Below are 15,809 nucleotides of genomic sequence, written 5' to 3' on the forward strand. Positions count from 1 at the left end.
CAGTAGCACATTTGTCAATCTGACGAGATGATCCGGCAGGGCGACGTCGGACCGGATCGTCTCAATGACCAGGAGGTGGCGCATTTAGTCGAGCGAACGGCGATTGCCGCCGGCGCGGGTGGCTGCCCCGCCGAGGTCGAGCGAGGACTTAAATTCTCTGGCCACTCGCTGCGCTCGGGTCTAGCGTCTTCGGCGCAGGTCGACGAGCGATATGTGCAAAAGCAGCTGGGGCACGTTTCGGCCGAAATGACGCGCAAGTATCGCGCGGACGCGACCGCTTCCACACCAATCTTACAAAGGCGTCGGGGCTTAAGAGCACCCTCCCCTGCTCCCGGCGTGAAATCGTTAGGTCAAAATTTAGGGCTGGGTTTTCAGCTTAGCGCTGCAATTGAAATCGGGAAGTAAAAGCCACAACGCCGCCGCGACAGAGGCGGCGTTTAAGCAGACGGAATCAAATCTATTCCGCGGCCTGCAGATGCTTCGGATCGGGTACCGGCTTCGGCCGCGCGGCAACCGCCATCTCCTCGTGCAGGCGGGCTTCCTCATGCGCATGCGGCTTGGCAAAGCGTGCGACCAGCAGATAGGCGACCGGCGTGATGAGCAGCGTCACCAGCGTTGCGAAACCCAGTCCGCCGACGATCACCCAGCCGAGCGCAATGCGCGCTTCCGCGCCTGCGCCTTGCGCGAAGACGAGCGGAACGCCGCCGAGGATGGTGGCGATCATCGTCATCATGACTGGGCGAAGGCGCAGCGCGCAGGCGCGTTCGATTGCCTCGCGCACTTCTATCCCGCGGTCGCGGAGCTGGTTGGCGAACTCGACGATCAGGATGCCGTTCTTCGCCATGACGCCCACAAGCAATACAAGGCCGATCTGGCTGTAGATGTTGAGGCTCGATCCGGTGATGATGAGCGCGAAGACGGCGCAGGCAAGCCCGAGCGGCACCGTCGACATGATGATCAGCGACGACAGCACGCTTTCAAACTGCGCTGCCAAGACCAGGAAGATGATCACGATCGCAAAGCCGAAGGTGAGCGCCATGCCGCTGGAATTCTCTTCGAGGGTCGCCGCTTCGGCAAGTGGAACAAGACGTGTGCCCGGCGGCAGGATCGGCTCGGCAAGCTCCGTCACCTGCTTGACAGCATCGCCGAGCGACATACCCTCCTTGAGGCCTGCCGTGATCGCCACGGATGCGAGCTGCGATTCACGGTTCAGCTGCGGCGCGACCGCACCTTCCTTCAGCGAAGCGATAACCGACATCGGCACGATCTTGCCCTCCCCGGTCTTCAGGAAGACGTTTTCGAGATCGGTTGGATCGTCGATCGGTCGCATGGTCGAGGTAAGCAGAACCGGATAGGCATCGCCATTGACGAAAACATCGACGACGGAACGCCCCTCAAGCAGCGATTGCATCGCCGTCGAAAGCCCGGTGATATCGATGCCGAGATCAGAAGCCCGCTCGCGGTCGATCGTCACCGAAACCTGCGCCTGCGTCGGTTCGTTGGTGAGGCGCGGCGTATCATACTGCCCGGTCGCATCCAGCGCCTGCACCAGCTTGACGGCGGCAGCCGTCAGCTTCTCATAGTCGTTTCCGACGAGAGCCATCTGCAGGCCGCTGCCGGCGCCGCGAATGCGCAGGCTGTTCGAGGATATCGCATTGCCGCGGAGCGCCGGCACGCGGGATGCCGCCCGGTTGATATCCTGGACGATCTCCGCTTGCGTGCGGTCACGCTCGCCCCAGGGCGCGAGCGTGAGCACCATGAAGCCGCTATTGGCCGAGCCGCCCTGCCCGGAGATCGAAAAGACGTTCCGGATGTCGCCGCTGTCGACCAGCGGCTGCAGGTATTCTTCGACGAGCTGCAGCTTGTCGCGCGTATATTCAAGGCTTGATCCCTGCGGCGCGGTGAGCCGCATCATCACCATCGCGCGGTCCTCGTTCGGCGTGAGCTCACTCTTGACGGTCGAGAAGGCGACGAGTGCTGCCCCCGCAAACAAAACCGATGCGACGATGACAACGAAGGGCGCGTTGAGGCAGCGCTGCAAGGCCCATCGGTAAACGTTCGCAAAAGCGCCGCCGAACCGGCCAAGGGCGCCGTGATCCTCCAGCATCGGCTTCGTCAGCATGCGCGAGGCGAGCATCGGACATAGCGTCAGCGCGACAATCGACGAAAGCCCGACCGAGAAGGCCAGCACGAAGCCGAATTCGCGGAAGAGACCGCCTACCTGCCCCGGCAGGAACGACAGCGGAATGAAGACGGCGGCAAGCGTTGCCGTGGTCGCGATGACCGCAAAGAACACCTCGCGCGTGCCGAGGACGGCCGCCGCCCGCGGTCCCATGCCTTCGGCGCGCCGCCGCACGATATTTTCGAGCACTACGATGGCGTCGTCGACGACGAGACCCGTCGCCAGGACGATCGCGAGCAGCGTCAGGATATTGATCGAAAAGCCCACCAGATAGATCGCCGCCAGCGTGCCGATCAATGCCACCGGCATGCTGACCGCCGGGATCAGGGTTGCCCGCCAGTCGCGCAGGAAGAGGTAGATGACGCCGGTGACGATGACGCCGGCAAGGATCAGCGCCAGCACGACCTCATGGATCGCTCCCTGGATGAACACGGCGTCATCGCTGGTGATGGCGACCTTTGTGCCTTCCGGCAGCGTCTTCGACAGCTGCTCGACAACCGCCTTGATGCCGCTCGAAATATTGAGTGTGTTCGATTGCGCCTGGCGGATGACGCCGAGGCCGATGCCGCGGTTGCCGTTGGAGCGCAGCGCCGTATCGCCGTCGCGCGGCCCGAGCGTCACTGTTGCGACATCGCCGAGCCGCACGCGATCCTGCAGGATGACATTGGCGAAATCCTCCGGCTTCTGCAGGCTCGCCGTCGCGCGCACGACAATGTCCTGCGTCGTGCTCTTCAGCGATCCGGCCGGCACGTCGAGGGCGGAATTGTCGAGCGCCTCCGTCAGATCGCCGACCGTCAGCCCGCGGCTTGCGAGAGCGCCCTGATCGACATCGACGCGGAAGATCTTTTCCTGGTCGCCATATTGCTCGACATCGGCAACGCCATCGACGGACGCCAGCCGGTCGACGATCTCGTTTTCGACGAGCAGCGTCAGGTCGTCCATGTTGAGGTTGGTCGAGGTGACTGCAAGACGCATGATCGGCTGCGAATCGGCATCCGCCTTGACGATCTGCGGCGCATCCGCATCGTCCGGAAGCTGCTCCATGATGCGGCCGATCGCGTCACGCACGTCGTTTGCGGCAACGGCAAGATCGACGGAATCGGAAAACTCCAGCGTCACGCGGCTTTGGCCGAACTGCGACTGCGAGGAGATCGACTTCAGGCCGCTGACGCGGGCAACCGCGCCTTCGATGACTTTCGTCAGCTCCTGATCGATCGTCTGCGGCGCAGCGCCGTCGAACATGGTGCGCACGGTCACGACCGGGCGGTCGACATCCGGCAGCTCGCGCACCTCCACCCCGGCATAGGCAGCAAGACCCGCCACCACCATTAGCGTATTGAACACCAGCGCCAGGATCGGGCGGCGCACGAAGAGCGCCGTAAAGGTCTGCTTGCCGGAGGCTCTGTCGGGAAGGTCGGTCACGCTTATGTTCATTGTGTCGCGACCCCGTTGTTCGAGGCCACTTCATTGGCTACCCGCACTGGCCCGCCCTCGCGGACGCGCTGCAGGCCCTGCGTCACGATGGCATCGCCATCCTTGATGCCGGCCCTCACCAGCACGAAATCCGGATTGCGCTGCACGATGGTGACGCGCACCTTGTGCGATTTGCCGTCGACTACCTGCCAGACGAAGGAGCCCTGCGAATCCCACTGGACGGAAACCGGATCGACCGCCGGATATTTGTCGCCTGCAAATTTCATGCTGACGTTGAAGGACATGCCGGCGCGGAGTTCATCCGCGCTGTTGTCGATCCGGGCGCGGATGCGCAGCGTCCGGCTTGCCGCGTCGAGACGGTTGTCCACCGCGTGCACTTCGCCGGAAAAAACCTGTCCCGCCCGCGCGACCGACGTTGCTTCCACCGGCTGGCCGACGGAAACCGTGTTGGCGAAGCGCTCCGGCACCCAGTAGTCGACCAGGATTTCCGAGCGGTCGTCGAGCGTCACGATCGGCGTGCCGGTGGTGACGTTGTCGCCGATGTTGACGGGGACGATGCCGACGATGCCGTCGATCGGTGCGACGATATTGCGCCGGGCGAGATTGAGCTCTGCTGCCTGCAGCTGCAGCCGCGCGCCCTGCTCGGCGATCTCGGCATCGAACACATCCATGCGTGCGACGCTGGATTTGATGTTGTGATAGAGATTGGATTTCTCGATCGCGCTCTTCAGCGCCACCTCGGCCTGCCCCTTGGCGATTACCTGCTCTTCGCCGTCGAGCTTGGCGAGCACCTGGCCCTGCTTGACCTTGTCGCCGGACTTGATGAGGATTTCGCGGATCGTGCCGGTTGCCTGCGGCGTCACCGCAACCGAGCGGATCGCGTCGCCGGTGCCGATCGCGTTCAGCCGGTCGTTGACGATACCCTGAACGACGGCCTGCGTGACGACCAGAACGGCGCCGTTGCGCCCGCCGCCATTGCGTCCTCCGCCGCCCTGACCGCCCTCGCCTTGCGCGGACGCACCGCCACCGGCTGTCTCAACGGCAGGAGCCAGTTTGGCGACAATGCTTTCCGGAACACCGGCATTTCTCAAAGTATCAGCCGCGCCCGGCACAAGGAAAATCCATCCGGCAAAGCCGGCAGCAATAACGATTACAGAAAGAATAAACTGCTTCCAAAAAGCCATTCACGTCTCCGAAAAAGCCATTCACGTCTCCGAAAAAGCCATTCACGTCTCCGAAGGGCCTCAGGGTCCGTCGAAAGAGGCGCACGCAGGACAGAATTCCTACCTGACTGCGGCAATATCGCCCCTTTACAAGCCCTCATCAAGCGCAAGTGCCGGTCATTACAGAATTGTAATCTCCATCCGAACGGAAGCATGTCACTTTTGCTTGAGCGGAAGCGTATTTCTCACCGCCATATTACCAGTCACTTCTTCAGCGATCTAGGAGACTGCTGGCGCGTCATAACTGCCCCACAAGATGGACAATCGACTTTCATAAGAAGAGCCCATGCACCGGCCCCTGGAACCGTGGGAATGAAAGCAGAACATCTTTTCTGGCCTTTCCATCCCGAATCACTACATTACGCGCCATGAGCAATAGTTTCGACGATATCCCCTTCTTCGACGAAGAGCCGGGTGAAGCGCCGCGCAAGCCGCAGGCACCAGCCCCTACAGCCGGAGGGATCGCCGCCCGCGCCATGGCCGCCCGCGACGGCAGCAAGCGGCCAGATTACCTCGCAGGCCTAAACCCCGAGCAGACCGAAGCCGTCGAAACGTTGGAAGGCCCGGTCCTCGTGCTGGCGGGCGCCGGCACCGGCAAGACCCGCGTGCTGACGACCCGCATCGCGCATATCCTGAGCACCGGCCGTGCCTTCCCCTCGCAAATCCTCGCCGTCACCTTCACCAACAAGGCGGCCCGCGAGATGAAGGAGCGCGTCGCGCTGCTCGTTGGCGGCGCTGTCGAAGGCATGCCCTGGCTCGGCACCTTCCACTCGATCGGCGTCAAGCTGCTGCGCCGCCATGCCGAGCTCGTTAACCTGCGTTCCGACTTCACCATCCTCGACACCGACGATGTCGTGCGCCTGATCAAGCAGCTGATCCAGGCCGAGGGGCTGGACGACAAGCGCTGGCCCGCCAAGCAGTTCGCCGGAATGATCGACACGTGGAAGAACAAGGGCCTCGGCCCGGCCGACATTCCCGAAGGTGACGCCCGCGCCTTTGCAAACGGCAAGGGCCGGGAACTTTATTTCGCCTATCAGGCGCGATTGATGACCTTGAACGCCTGCGATTTCGGCGACTTGCTGATGCATCCGATCGCCATCTTCCGCAAGAACCCGGACCTGCTCAAGGAATACCACCAGCGCTTCCGCTATATCCTCGTCGACGAGTACCAGGACACCAACACCGCGCAGTATATGTGGCTACGGCTGTTGGCACAGCGGCCGAGCAGCAAGCCGATCTCTCCCCATCTGGGGGAGATGCCGGCCAGGGCAGAGGGGGGTATCCCCTCTGACACCGGCGCGAGAACACCCCTTTCTGTCGGCTCCGCCGACATCTCCCCTACAAGGGGGGAGATCAGGGGCACTACCATCAACATCTGCTGCGTCGGCGACGACGACCAGTCGATCTATGGCTGGCGCGGCGCGGAGGTGGACAACATCCTGCGCTTCGAGAAGGACTTCCCGGGTGCCAAAGTCATCAAGCTGGAGCGCAACTATCGCTCGACCGAGCATATCCTCGGCGCCGCCGCGCATCTGATCGCCCACAACGAAGGCCGCCTCGGCAAGACGCTCTTCACCGATCGCGCCGACCCGGAGGACGTGAAGGTCCAGGTGCACGCCTCCTGGGACAGCGAAGAGGAAGCCCGCGCCATCGGCGAGGAGATCGAGGCGCTGCAGCGCAAGCAACATAACCTCAACGACATGGCGATCCTCGTGCGCGCGTCCTTTCAGATGCGCGAATTCGAAGACCGCTTCGTCACGCTTGGTCTCAACTACCGCGTCATCGGCGGCCCGCGCTTTTACGAGCGTCTCGAAATCCGCGATGCCATGGCCTATTTCCGCCTGGTCGCCCAGCCCGCCGACGATCTCGCCTTTGAGCGCATCATCAACACGCCGAAGCGCGGCCTCGGGGACACCACCGTCCGCGCGCTGCACGATTACGCCCGCGCCCGCGACATCCCGATGCTGGCCGCAGCGGCCGACGTTATCGAAACCGACGAGTTGAAGCCGAAGGCCCGCAAGGCGCTCTTCGACGTGGTTCAATCTTTCCGCCGCTGGCAAGGGCTGCTCGAAAACACGCCGCACACCGAACTTGCCGAGCAGATTCTCGACGAGTCCGGCTATACGGACATGTGGAAGGTCGACAAGACCGCCGAAGCGCCCGGACGGCTGGAAAACCTCAAGGAACTCATCCGCTCGATGGAGAGCTTCGAGTCGTTGCGCGGTTTCCTGGAGCACGTCGCGCTGGTCATGGATGCCGAGCAGAACGAAAACCTCGACGCCGTTTCGATCATGACGCTGCATTCAGCCAAGGGGCTGGAATTCGACACCGTCTTCCTGCCTGGCTGGGAAGAAGGCCTCTTCCCGCACCAGCGCTCGCTGGACGAAAGCGGCCGCGCCGGCCTCGAGGAGGAACGCCGCCTCGCTTATGTCGGCATCACCCGCGCCAAGCACCGCTGCCACATCTGGTTCGTCTCCAACCGCCGCATCCACGGCCTCTGGCAATCGACGATCCCGTCGCGCTTCCTCGACGAACTGCCGGAAACCCATGTGGAAGTCGCTGAAGTCGAACAGAGCTACGGCGGTTACGGCCGCGGCGGCTATGGCCAGTCGCGCTTCGACAAGGCCGAGCCCTTCGCCAATTCCTATTCGACGCCCGGCTGGAAGCGCGCCCAAGCCAACAAGACCGACGCCACCCGCGACAACTGGGGCACCCGCTCCGGCCATGCCGTCGAACGCATCGGCTACGGCGAAAGCGGCCCCAAGGGCCGAACCATCGAAGGCGAACTCGTCGCCAAATCCACCTCCGCCGAACCCTCCCGCTTCCAGATGGGCGAGCGCGTCTTCCACCTGAAATTCGGCAATGGGAATATTACGGGGATCGAGGGGAACAAGCTGACGATCGATTTCGATCGGGCGGGGCAGAAACGCGTGCTGGATGGGTTTGTGGAAAGGGTTTAGCTAGCGCCCGTCCATAAACACCTGTTTTTCTGGGTTTTTCAGGTTGTCTGCCGGCTTGCCAACGAAAGTATCAATTTCGCGTTTTAAAAAGCGCAATCCATGCAAGCGCGATGGACTGCGACCCCGGCAAAAGCTGTGGATTCACTCGTGTGTTACCTCACCCATTCGTGACTTCCCCCTCCACCCTCCTCTCCCCCATACTTCCTCTGGGCTGGAATAGGAGGATGCAGATGAAACGCTATTCGCTATCGGTGATTGGTCTGTCTCTGGTGATTGCCGTTCTCAGCAATCCGGGCATTGCACTGGCAGCTTGCAACAAGCTGATCGGGACCTGACCTCTTCAAACATCCATGCGGACGGCAGCGTGACAGCGCCGCGGCCAAGGCAAAGCCTGACGGCCCGGTAGAGGCGCGCCGAATGCCTTGTGGAGCGGGCGTGAATGAATGCCCGCTCACCCCAGCATCGGCATCTTGCCCATCCCCAGAATGTCGTTGACGAGCGCGATCGCGATGCCGATGGCGACGATGCTCAATCCGATCAGGAAGAGCCGCCGCGACCGGTCGTATTTGGCGGCGATGAGCGAGTCCCGCGCCAAAAGGTCGGCGAAGACCTTCACCTGCAACGCGATGCCGACGGTCAAAAGCAGCATCGGCAGGATGTCGATCCGGCTCCAGTCATTCGGGTTGGAGACCCAGCGGCTGATGAAGCTCAGCGAAAAGCCAAGGATAATGCCCGCCGCCGTCAGCGAGCCGTTGCGGAAAGTGGCGTCGATTTTCTCTTCTGGCCCTGGCTCGGTCATGGCTTGCTCCCGCCTGCTCTTCTGGCCCAAGGAAGGCAGAAATAACCGGGATCGGCAAGAGCGCGCATCCCCGCCGCCTAGGAGCAGGCCTCCGCCCTGAGCCGCGCTCCGCGCTCCGCAAGAAGCCCGCGCAGCAGGCTACGGTGGCAGCGGCTTTCGTTTTCGCAGTAGCAGCCGACGGCAAAGTTGGCGGTGTGGGAAAGCGCTGCCAGCGTGTCGAGGACCCGGCTGGTGTCGGCTGCGGCCATTTCCTTGAGATAGGCGCGAGAAAAGGCCTTCCACTCGGCTTCGGTCTGCGCTGCCTTCGCCTCGGCCACCAGCTCCTGGCTCGGCGCCAGCATCGGCAGCCAGACGTCGTAATAGTCGCGGCTCGCAAACTCCTCCTTCGGCACGCCGCGCGGCGGGCGGCGCACTGTGCCGATGCGCAGGCCCTCGTCCTTGCCCCGTGGCGAGCCCAACTGCACGATGCTGATTGCCATTGTGGTCTCCTCGCCTGGCCGGACGAATATCTAGCGCGGCGACTGCGCTTTCGCCAGTAGACAAGGCACATCCGTGGACGCATGAGCCGCTGCCGGCGTCCAATCCGCTTGCGGACCGAGGCGCGCAGACAAGGATTGCAAAACCTTCATTTTAAAATCATGTTTTGTCCTTGCAAAGCCACCGGCTGGCCGTTAGACACGAGACATATGCCGCATCACCAACGCGGCACGTAGGCGTTAACGTCAACCAACGCGCTGATCGAACCCGAGCCGGGTTGCGAGCGGCGCGGCATGTCTGCGTCCCATGCGCCCCGGTTCCGAACAAAGGAACCATCGATGACGGCAGATACCGCCTCCAAGATCACCGAAAGCCGCCACCGGATCGAACGCGTCCGCCACGACATCAAGCGGCGCGTGCTGACCGTCCGCCGTGTTGCAAGACTGACGCCGCAAATGCTGCGCATCACGCTGACCGGATCGGATCTTCACGATTTCGTCAGCCTCGGCCATGACGATCACGTGAAGATCCTCGTTCCGCGCCCTGGCGAAGAGCCGGTCTTTCCGGACATGAGTCCCGGAGGCAGGCTTCTCATCGATCCGGCCAACAGGCCCGCGCTGCGCGATTACACGCCCCGGCGCTTCGACCCGGTGACGGGCGAACTCGATCTCGACTTCGCGCTCCACGAGGCAGGCCCTGCAACCGAATGGGCCTTGCGCGCGCAGCCCGGCGACAAGCTCGGCGTCGGCGGCCCGCGCGGCTCCTTCGTGGTTGCGACCGACTTCGACTGGTATCTGCTTGCCGGCGACGAAACCGCCCTTCCCGCGATCGGCCGCCGCCTCGAAGAACTGCCGGCCTCGGCCCGGGCGCTTGTCGTCGCCGAGGTTGCAGGACCCAAAGAGGAGCAGGCGCTGGAAAGCAAGGCCGAGCTGACGACGCTTTGGCTTCATCGGGGTTTGGCACCGGCCGGCACCACGGATCAGCTCGACCCGGCATTGCGCGGCCTCACGCTTCCCACCGGCGACGGCTATGTCTGGATCGCCTGCGAAACTCTCGTCGCCAAGCGCCTGCGCGCCGTCATGTCGATGAGCGCCAGCATCCGAAAGCCTGGATCAAGGCGGCCGGCTACTGGAAGCGCGGCCAGGCCGACTTCCACGAAACGCACGGCGACTGAGTCGCCGCCCCGTGGATAGACATGGTCGCGGGGAGCCCGCCGCGCGCCCGCGGCACATTCGTGCTTCCTCCAAAAAAAGCTTGCGCTTAACCACCTGCGAATCCACTAGTTGATAGCGGCGTATCCGCTTGGCATGCTGCACCGCAAACGTATGGAGTCGCCTGATGAAAGCGTTATTGCTGGTCGACATTCAGAATGGCTTTTGTCCCGGCGGCAATCTCCCGGTGCCGGAGGGTGATCAGGTGGTGCCGGTCGCAAACCGTCTGATCGACAGCGGCAAATACGATCTGATCGTCGCCTCGCAGGACTGGCATCCGCCTGGCCATGGAAGCTTCGCCTCCTCCCATCCCGGCAAGAAGCCTTTCGAGATGGGCGAGCTGTCCGGCAAGCCGCAAATGATGTGGCCGGATCACTGCGTGAAATACACCCTCGATGCCGAGTTTCATCCGGCGCTCAAATCCGAAGAGATCGACCTTATTCAGCAGAAGGGCGAGAATCCGCTGGTGGACAGCTATTCAGCATTCCGCGACAACGATCAGGATGCCTCAACAGGTCTTTCCGACTTCCTTCAGGACCAGGGCGTGACCGAGATCGACATCTGCGGCCTAGCGACGGATTATTGCGTCAAGTTCTCGGCGCTCGATGCGCTGGCGATGATGCCCGGCATCAAGGTCCGGTTCATCGAGGATGCAAGCCGCGGCATCACACCGGAAGGGGTGGCTGCTGCCATCGATGAGATGCGCGCACGCGGCATCGAGATCATCGACAGCCAAAAGGTTCTCGCCGGCTGAACCTCAGTCCCGCGCCGCCTGCTCCAGCCCGTAGATATCGTCCGCAAGGTCGTCGGCGCGCTTAAGAAATGCAGCATGCGCATCCTGCAGGCCCTGTTTGTAATAAGCGGCGCCGATCTCCTTGGCGAAGAAATCGAGGACCAGTTCCGACTTGAGCAGCCCGACTGGCTGATCCAGTTCCTTGTCGAAGAAGTGCTGGATGCGCGCAATCAGCGCCGCCTTGTCTTCCTTGGAAAAGTCTATCGGCTTCATCGTCTCGTCTCCCGCCATTGTCTGAGGTTCCGACCGTTCAGCGAAATCGATCGGTCGATCAAGGAAATTCGATTGCGGCCAAGGCGCTGGGCACATAGAGCAGGGTCGTTTTGAAGGAGGACAGGTGCCGATGAGTCGCGCGGATTTTGCCGAGGGATTGCGGGGCGGCTTTGCCGTCGCCGTGGCGGCCGCGCCTTTCGGCGCCCTGTTCGGCGCGCTTGCCGTGGATAACGGCATGTCGCTCGGCGAACTGACACTGATGAGCGCCACGATCTACGCGGGTGCGAGCCAGATGGTCGGCATCGAGCTTTTCGGCCACAACGTCCAGGCCTGGCTGATCGTCGCCTCCATCCTCGCCGTCAACTTCCGCCATGTCCTCTATTCGGCGGCGATCGCGCGCTACGTCCGCCAGTTCACGCCGCTGCAGAAGTTCTTCACCTTCTTCCTGCTCGTCGACCCGCAGTTCGCTGCAATGGCGAAACGCGGCGAGGAGGGAAAGCCGGTCACCTTCATCTGGTATCTCGGCTTCGGAATCATCATCTACGTGCCCTGGGTGCTGATCAGCCTCCTCGGCGGGCTGCTCGGCAGCTTCATCGGCGACCCGAAGGCGCTCGGCCTCGATATCCTGCTGCCCGCCTATTTCCTCGGCATCGTGCTCGGCTTCCGCAACCGCGACAACTTCCTGCCCGTCGCCTTTGTCAGCGCGGTCGCCTCGGCGATCGCCTATCACTATGTCGGCTCGCCCTGGCATGTCAGCCTGGGGGCTGCGGTCGGCATCATCCTGGCTGCGCTGATGCCGCTGCCTGCCGTCCACAAGCCCGAACCCGAAAACGAACCGCACGAGGTCTGACATGGAATTCGATCTCCAGATGGTCCTCGTGATCCTCGCATCGGCTGTTGCGACTTATGCGACGCGCATTGGCGGCTATGTGCTCATCACCACGATGAAACGCATCCCTCCGCGCATGGAGGCAGCCCTCAACGCCGTCCCTGCCGCCGTGCTGACGACCATCGTCGCGCCGGCCTTCTTCGACGGCGGCTGGGATGCCAAGCTGGCGCTTGTCGTCGCTCTCATCGTCGGCCTCAAGGTATCGCATACCTGGATGCTGGTCGCGGCCTGGCTCATCGTCATGGCTTGGCGCCGCACGATCGGATTCTAGGCCGCGCGGCACTTGAACCTCAATATTCCAGCGGCAGCGTCGCATTCTCCAGCCACGCCTTGACGTCCTTGTCGTGGATCAGCGGCATCAACGCCTCGCGGGTGCGGGCGTGGTAGTCGTTGAACCAGTGCAGCTCGTCATGCGTCAGCAATTCGGGGATGACGATGGTGCGGTCGATCGGGCAGAAGGTCAGCGTCTCGAAACCGAGCATCGGCATGTCGCCGCCTTCGATGTCCTCCGCCTCCCGCACATAGATCAGGTTCTCGATGCGGATGCCGAAGCTGCCCGGCCGGTAATAGCCCGGTTCGTTGGAAAGGATCATGCCGGGCAGCAGTTCCTGCGTCGAAATCCTCGAAATGCGTTGCGGCCCCTCGTGCACCGAAAGATAGGAGCCGACGCCGTGGCCGGTCCCATGCCCGAAGTCGACGCCTGCCCGCCAGAGCGCGATGCGCGCCAGCGGATCGAGATCGCAGCCGCGCGTGCCCTTCGGAAAGCGCACCGTGCTGATCTGGATCATGCCCTTCAGCACCAGCGTGAAGAAGCGCTTCTGCTCCTCCGAAACCGCCCCGATGCCGACGGTGCGGGTGATATCCGTGGTACCATTGATGTATTGCGCGCCGGAATCGATGAGGAAAAGCTCGCCGGCATTGATCGTCCGGTTGGTATCGACTGTCACGCGGTAATGCATGATCGCGGCATGCTCGCCGGCCCCGGAAATCGTGTCAAAGGAGATATCCTTGAGCGGGTTCTGCATGTTCTGGCCGACGCCGGCACGTACTGCCTCCAGCTTCTCGGCCGCGGCAATTTCCGTCACCGTGCCCGGCTTTTCCTGCGATAGCCAGTAAAGGAACTCGACCATGGCCGCACCGTCCTGCAGGTGCGCCGCCGCCGAGCCGTTGAGCTCGACGCTGTTCTTCACCGCCCGCGGCAGCTTGGCGGGATCGGTGCCCTCCACCACCTCGCCGCCCGCCTTGCGGATGATGTCGGCAAGCGCATAGGAAGCGATATCCGGATCGATCATCACCCGGCCGCCATCCTTTGACACGGCAGCGAGCCGCTCGTCGAGCGAAGATGGCGGCAGCTGCACGCATATCTGCGCAAGATAGGCTTCCGGCTCGATGCCGGTCTTGCGCTTGTCGAGGAACAGTTCCGCCTTGCCGTCGGCATGGATGATAGCGCGAGCCAGCGGATGCGGCGTATGTGGAACGTCGGCACCGCGAATGTTGAAGATCCATGCGATCGAAGACGGGTCGGCAATCAGCACGGCTGCGGCATTCTTCTTGGCGAGATCGGCGGCAACCGTCGCGATCTTGTCCTTCGCCAGCATGCCGGCCTGAGCGACATTCTGGATGACCACAGCGCCGAGCGGTTCGGCCGGGCGATCCGTCCAGAGCCTGTCGAGCGGATTGTGCGGTAGCATCACCAATGTGCCGCCGATCTCGGCAAGCGCCTTTTCAAGACGGCGCACGTCGGCACCGGAATGCAGCCACGGATCGATGCCGAGCCGCATACCCTGCTTACCGTTCTCGGGTATCCAGACATGCGGTGGCTCGTTGACGAGATCGCCGCCGGTAAAGACCGAGCCGTCGACCTGCTCGGCGAGCTGCGTCACATAGCGGCCATCGACGAAAATGATCGCCTGGCTATGGGTGATGAGCGCAATGCCCGCTGATCCGGTGAAGCCGGTGAGCCAAGACAGGCGCTCCGCGCATGCCGGCACATATTCGCCGTTGTACTCATCGGCTCGCGGCACGAGGAAGGCATCAATGCCAAGCCCATCGAAACTTGCGCGCAGTCGCCCAACCCGATCGCGGCCGAATTGTGGCGTGGAGGTGACCTCAAAAGACTGGAACATGCTGAAAACCCAATGGCTATATCCGAATCCGCCGAAAAGCGTGCGGCCCATGTTATCGAAAAATCAGGGCAAGTGGAGAAAAAGCAGCCACTTTGCCCCAGGTCAGGCCGCTCAATATTTTGGCAGAAATGTGACAGCAGAATCGAAACTGGCACGCTTTATGCGTTCCACGCATGGCTCCCATGAGCGAAACCCTCTGCCTAAGGATTTGGGAATAGCTATATACGGCGCATCAAACGGGTTCGGAATCGAGCCTGCAACGAAAAGGAAATGAAAATGACTGCCTCTCTGTCGCGCTTCGCTTACAGCAGCCCGGTGCAGGCTGGCGAACGCCAGACTGTGCATCATGTCATCGGTGCCCGCCGTCCGCTCAATGGAGATAGCCTCAAGATGCTCGGCACGGGCCACAAGGTTACGCACCACAAGGGTGTACCCAGCTACGCGTTCTGAGCTATTTGCCGCTTCGTTTCTCCTCCTCCCTCAACGGACCGGCAATCAGAACTGTAGAGCCCGCTCGAGCGCTCCTCCTCCTTCGAGCTCGCGGGCATGGCCGTTTAACGGTCGAAGGCGGTGCCGTTTGGCACCGCCTTCTTTTTTTGCCGATAGCTTACGGACGGTCGAGATGGATCGTCACCCAGCCGTTTCGCCAGATGGTGCGGACGTGGCGGAGCTTTGCGCCATTATAGGCCGAAAGCACCTTCCAGCGCTGTTGCGCAAGAATGCCGGACAGGATCACCGAGCCGGAAGGCGCCAGGTGCTCGGCCAGTTTCGGCGCCATCTTGATCAGCGGCCGCGCCAGAATATTGGCGATGATGAGGTCGAACGGCCCGTATTCCGCAAAGGCCGTCGAATGAAAGCCTGGCGCAGTCTTCGCAATGATCCCGGACGCAATGCCGTTCCGCCGCACGTTCTCGGCTGCGACACGCGTGGCGATCGGATCGATATCGGTCGCGAGAACCGGGATATTCTTGAGCTTGCGCACCGCAATCGCCAATACGCCGCTGCCCGTCCCGAGGTCCAACGCATTACCGACCGGCCGCGAACGCAACACGCTGTCGATCACCTCTAGGCAGCCGGCCGTCGTGCCGTGATGGCCGGTGCCGAAGGCCTGCCCTGCATCGATCTCGATACCGATATCGCCGGGGCGTACCTTGGCGCGGTCATGCGAACCATGCACGAGAAAGCGCCCTGCCCGCACCGGCTTCAGACCTTCAAGAGATTTCGCCACCCAATCGATATCGGGAATGACTTCGCGCGCGACCTTCAGGTCTGGAAACGGAACCTTCAGCGCCTCCTCGATGCGAAGGCGAACCGCGTTTTCGTCCTCCCGCATCATGTAGACGGAGGCTTCCCAGATGTCCTTCTTCTCATCGATCTCGGTCGTCGCGATCGCGATGTCCTCTTCACCGAAGACCTCGGTCAGAAGATCAAGGACTTGCCCGGCCTTCTTTTCGGTCGTCGTCACGTACAGGCGAATTTCACTCACTCGAACTTTTCCTATT

General features: G+C 62.3%; 12 protein-coding genes and 3 pseudogenes. 8 read left to right on the forward strand and 7 right to left on the reverse strand.

Features of this window, described 5'->3' with window-relative positions; genetic code table 11:
- Positions 1-45: 45 nt before the first annotated feature.
- Positions 46-311: pseudogene (locus BN1800_RS03775) on the forward strand (tyrosine-type recombinase/integrase); the annotation flags it as partial.
- Positions 312-457: 146 nt separating this feature from the next.
- On the opposite strand, the gene BN1800_RS03780 reads toward BN1800_RS03775, so the two are convergent.
- Together BN1800_RS03780 and BN1800_RS03785 are read right to left on the reverse strand one after the other, a co-directional pair.
- Positions 458-3,610, reverse strand: a complete 3,153-nt coding sequence (locus tag BN1800_RS03780; RefSeq protein ID WP_086994962.1) for an efflux RND transporter permease subunit — start codon at positions 3,608-3,610, stop codon at positions 458-460.
- Between the two features lie 2 nt (positions 3,611-3,612).
- Positions 3,613-4,800, reverse strand: coding sequence for an efflux RND transporter periplasmic adaptor subunit (locus BN1800_RS03785; RefSeq protein WP_086994592.1), 1,188 nt, complete (start codon positions 4,798-4,800; stop codon positions 3,613-3,615).
- A 407-nt stretch (positions 4,801-5,207) separates the two neighbouring features.
- Here BN1800_RS03785 and BN1800_RS43590 point away from each other — a divergent pair.
- Both BN1800_RS43590 and BN1800_RS43595 read left to right on the forward strand, forming a co-directional pair.
- A pseudogene (locus BN1800_RS43590) lies at positions 5,208-6,074 on the forward strand (ATP-dependent helicase); the annotation flags it as partial.
- A gap of 132 nt (positions 6,075-6,206) precedes the next feature.
- A pseudogene (locus BN1800_RS43595) lies at positions 6,207-7,799 on the forward strand (ATP-dependent helicase); the annotation flags it as partial.
- Positions 7,800-8,250: 451 nt separating this feature from the next.
- On the opposite strand, the gene BN1800_RS03800 reads toward BN1800_RS43595, so the two are convergent.
- Positions 8,251-8,598, reverse strand: a complete 348-nt coding sequence (locus BN1800_RS03800) for a hypothetical protein (RefSeq protein WP_027508763.1) — start codon at positions 8,596-8,598, stop codon at positions 8,251-8,253.
- 77 nt (positions 8,599-8,675) lie between these two features.
- Positions 8,676-9,077 carry a DUF488 domain-containing protein gene (locus BN1800_RS03805; protein ID WP_086994596.1) on the reverse strand — a complete coding sequence of 134 codons (402 nt, stop codon included), beginning with the start codon at positions 9,075-9,077 and terminating at the stop codon, positions 8,676-8,678.
- A gap of 336 nt (positions 9,078-9,413) precedes the next feature.
- On the opposite strand from BN1800_RS03805, the gene BN1800_RS03810 reads away from it, so the two are divergent.
- Positions 9,414-10,268, forward strand: a complete 855-nt coding sequence (locus tag BN1800_RS03810; protein ID WP_342210296.1) for a siderophore-interacting protein — start codon at positions 9,414-9,416, stop codon at positions 10,266-10,268.
- A 145-nt stretch (positions 10,269-10,413) separates the two neighbouring features.
- Positions 10,414-11,040: a bifunctional nicotinamidase/pyrazinamidase gene (pncA, locus tag BN1800_RS03815; RefSeq protein WP_086994599.1), complete on the forward strand. Its 627-nt coding sequence runs from the start codon at positions 10,414-10,416 to the stop codon at positions 11,038-11,040.
- 3 nt (positions 11,041-11,043) lie between these two features.
- On the opposite strand, the gene BN1800_RS03820 is transcribed toward pncA, so the two are convergent.
- Complete coding sequence (locus BN1800_RS03820) at positions 11,044-11,292, reverse strand: DUF2164 domain-containing protein (RefSeq protein ID WP_086994965.1); 249 nt, start codon at positions 11,290-11,292, stop codon at positions 11,044-11,046.
- A 130-nt stretch (positions 11,293-11,422) separates the two neighbouring features.
- On the opposite strand from BN1800_RS03820, the gene BN1800_RS03825 reads away from it, so the two are divergent.
- Together BN1800_RS03825 and BN1800_RS03830 are read left to right on the forward strand one after the other, a co-directional pair.
- Positions 11,423-12,142 (forward strand): AzlC family ABC transporter permease, encoded by a 720-nt coding sequence (locus BN1800_RS03825; RefSeq protein WP_086994602.1) that lies wholly within the window; start codon positions 11,423-11,425, stop codon positions 12,140-12,142.
- A gap of 1 nt (position 12,143) precedes the next feature.
- Positions 12,144-12,452 (forward strand): AzlD family protein, encoded by a 309-nt coding sequence (locus BN1800_RS03830; RefSeq protein WP_086994605.1) that lies wholly within the window; start codon positions 12,144-12,146, stop codon positions 12,450-12,452.
- A gap of 19 nt (positions 12,453-12,471) precedes the next feature.
- Here BN1800_RS03830 and BN1800_RS03835 read toward each other — a convergent pair whose 3' ends face one another.
- Positions 12,472-14,307 (reverse strand): aminopeptidase P family protein, encoded by a 1,836-nt coding sequence (locus BN1800_RS03835; RefSeq protein ID WP_086994968.1) that lies wholly within the window; start codon positions 14,305-14,307, stop codon positions 12,472-12,474.
- A gap of 276 nt (positions 14,308-14,583) precedes the next feature.
- On the opposite strand from BN1800_RS03835, the gene BN1800_RS41240 reads away from it, so the two are divergent.
- Positions 14,584-14,757, forward strand: coding sequence for a hypothetical protein (locus tag BN1800_RS41240; protein ID WP_165918524.1), 174 nt, complete (start codon positions 14,584-14,586; stop codon positions 14,755-14,757).
- Between the two features lie 157 nt (positions 14,758-14,914).
- On the opposite strand, the gene BN1800_RS03845 is transcribed toward BN1800_RS41240, so the two are convergent.
- On the reverse strand, positions 14,915-15,793 hold the full coding sequence (locus BN1800_RS03845) for a 50S ribosomal protein L11 methyltransferase (RefSeq protein WP_086994607.1): 879 nt from the start codon (positions 15,791-15,793) through the stop codon (positions 14,915-14,917).
- Between the last annotated feature and the right edge of the window lie 16 nt (positions 15,794-15,809).

It is taken from the genome of Rhizobium sullae, assembly GCF_900169785.1.
Taxonomy (GTDB): Bacteria; Pseudomonadota; Alphaproteobacteria; order Rhizobiales; family Rhizobiaceae; genus Rhizobium; species Rhizobium sullae.

What these genes read in the sequence shown, in the direction of transcription:
- BN1800_RS03785 (WP_086994592.1), bottom strand. Translation starts at nt 4,800, where the DNA reads ATGGCTTTTTGGAAGCAGTTTATTCTTTCTGTAATCGTTATTGCTGCC.
- BN1800_RS03800 (WP_027508763.1), bottom strand. Translation starts at nt 8,598, where the DNA reads ATGACCGAGCCAGGGCCAGAAGAGAAAATCGACGCCACTTTCCGCAAC.
- BN1800_RS03805 (WP_086994596.1), bottom strand. Translation starts at nt 9,077, where the DNA reads ATGGCAATCAGCATCGTGCAGTTGGGCTCGCCACGGGGCAAGGACGAG.
- BN1800_RS03810 (WP_342210296.1), top strand. Translation starts at nt 9,414, where the DNA reads ATGACGGCAGATACCGCCTCCAAGATCACCGAAAGCCGCCACCGGATC.
- pncA (WP_086994599.1), top strand. Translation starts at nt 10,414, where the DNA reads ATGAAAGCGTTATTGCTGGTCGACATTCAGAATGGCTTTTGTCCCGGC.
- BN1800_RS03820 (WP_086994965.1), bottom strand. Translation starts at nt 11,292, where the DNA reads ATGAAGCCGATAGACTTTTCCAAGGAAGACAAGGCGGCGCTGATTGCG.
- BN1800_RS03825 (WP_086994602.1), top strand. Translation starts at nt 11,423, where the DNA reads ATGAGTCGCGCGGATTTTGCCGAGGGATTGCGGGGCGGCTTTGCCGTC.
- BN1800_RS03830 (WP_086994605.1), top strand. Translation starts at nt 12,144, where the DNA reads ATGGAATTCGATCTCCAGATGGTCCTCGTGATCCTCGCATCGGCTGTT.
- BN1800_RS03835 (WP_086994968.1), bottom strand. Translation starts at nt 14,307, where the DNA reads ATGTTCCAGTCTTTTGAGGTCACCTCCACGCCACAATTCGGCCGCGAT.
- BN1800_RS41240 (WP_165918524.1), top strand. Translation starts at nt 14,584, where the DNA reads ATGACTGCCTCTCTGTCGCGCTTCGCTTACAGCAGCCCGGTGCAGGCT.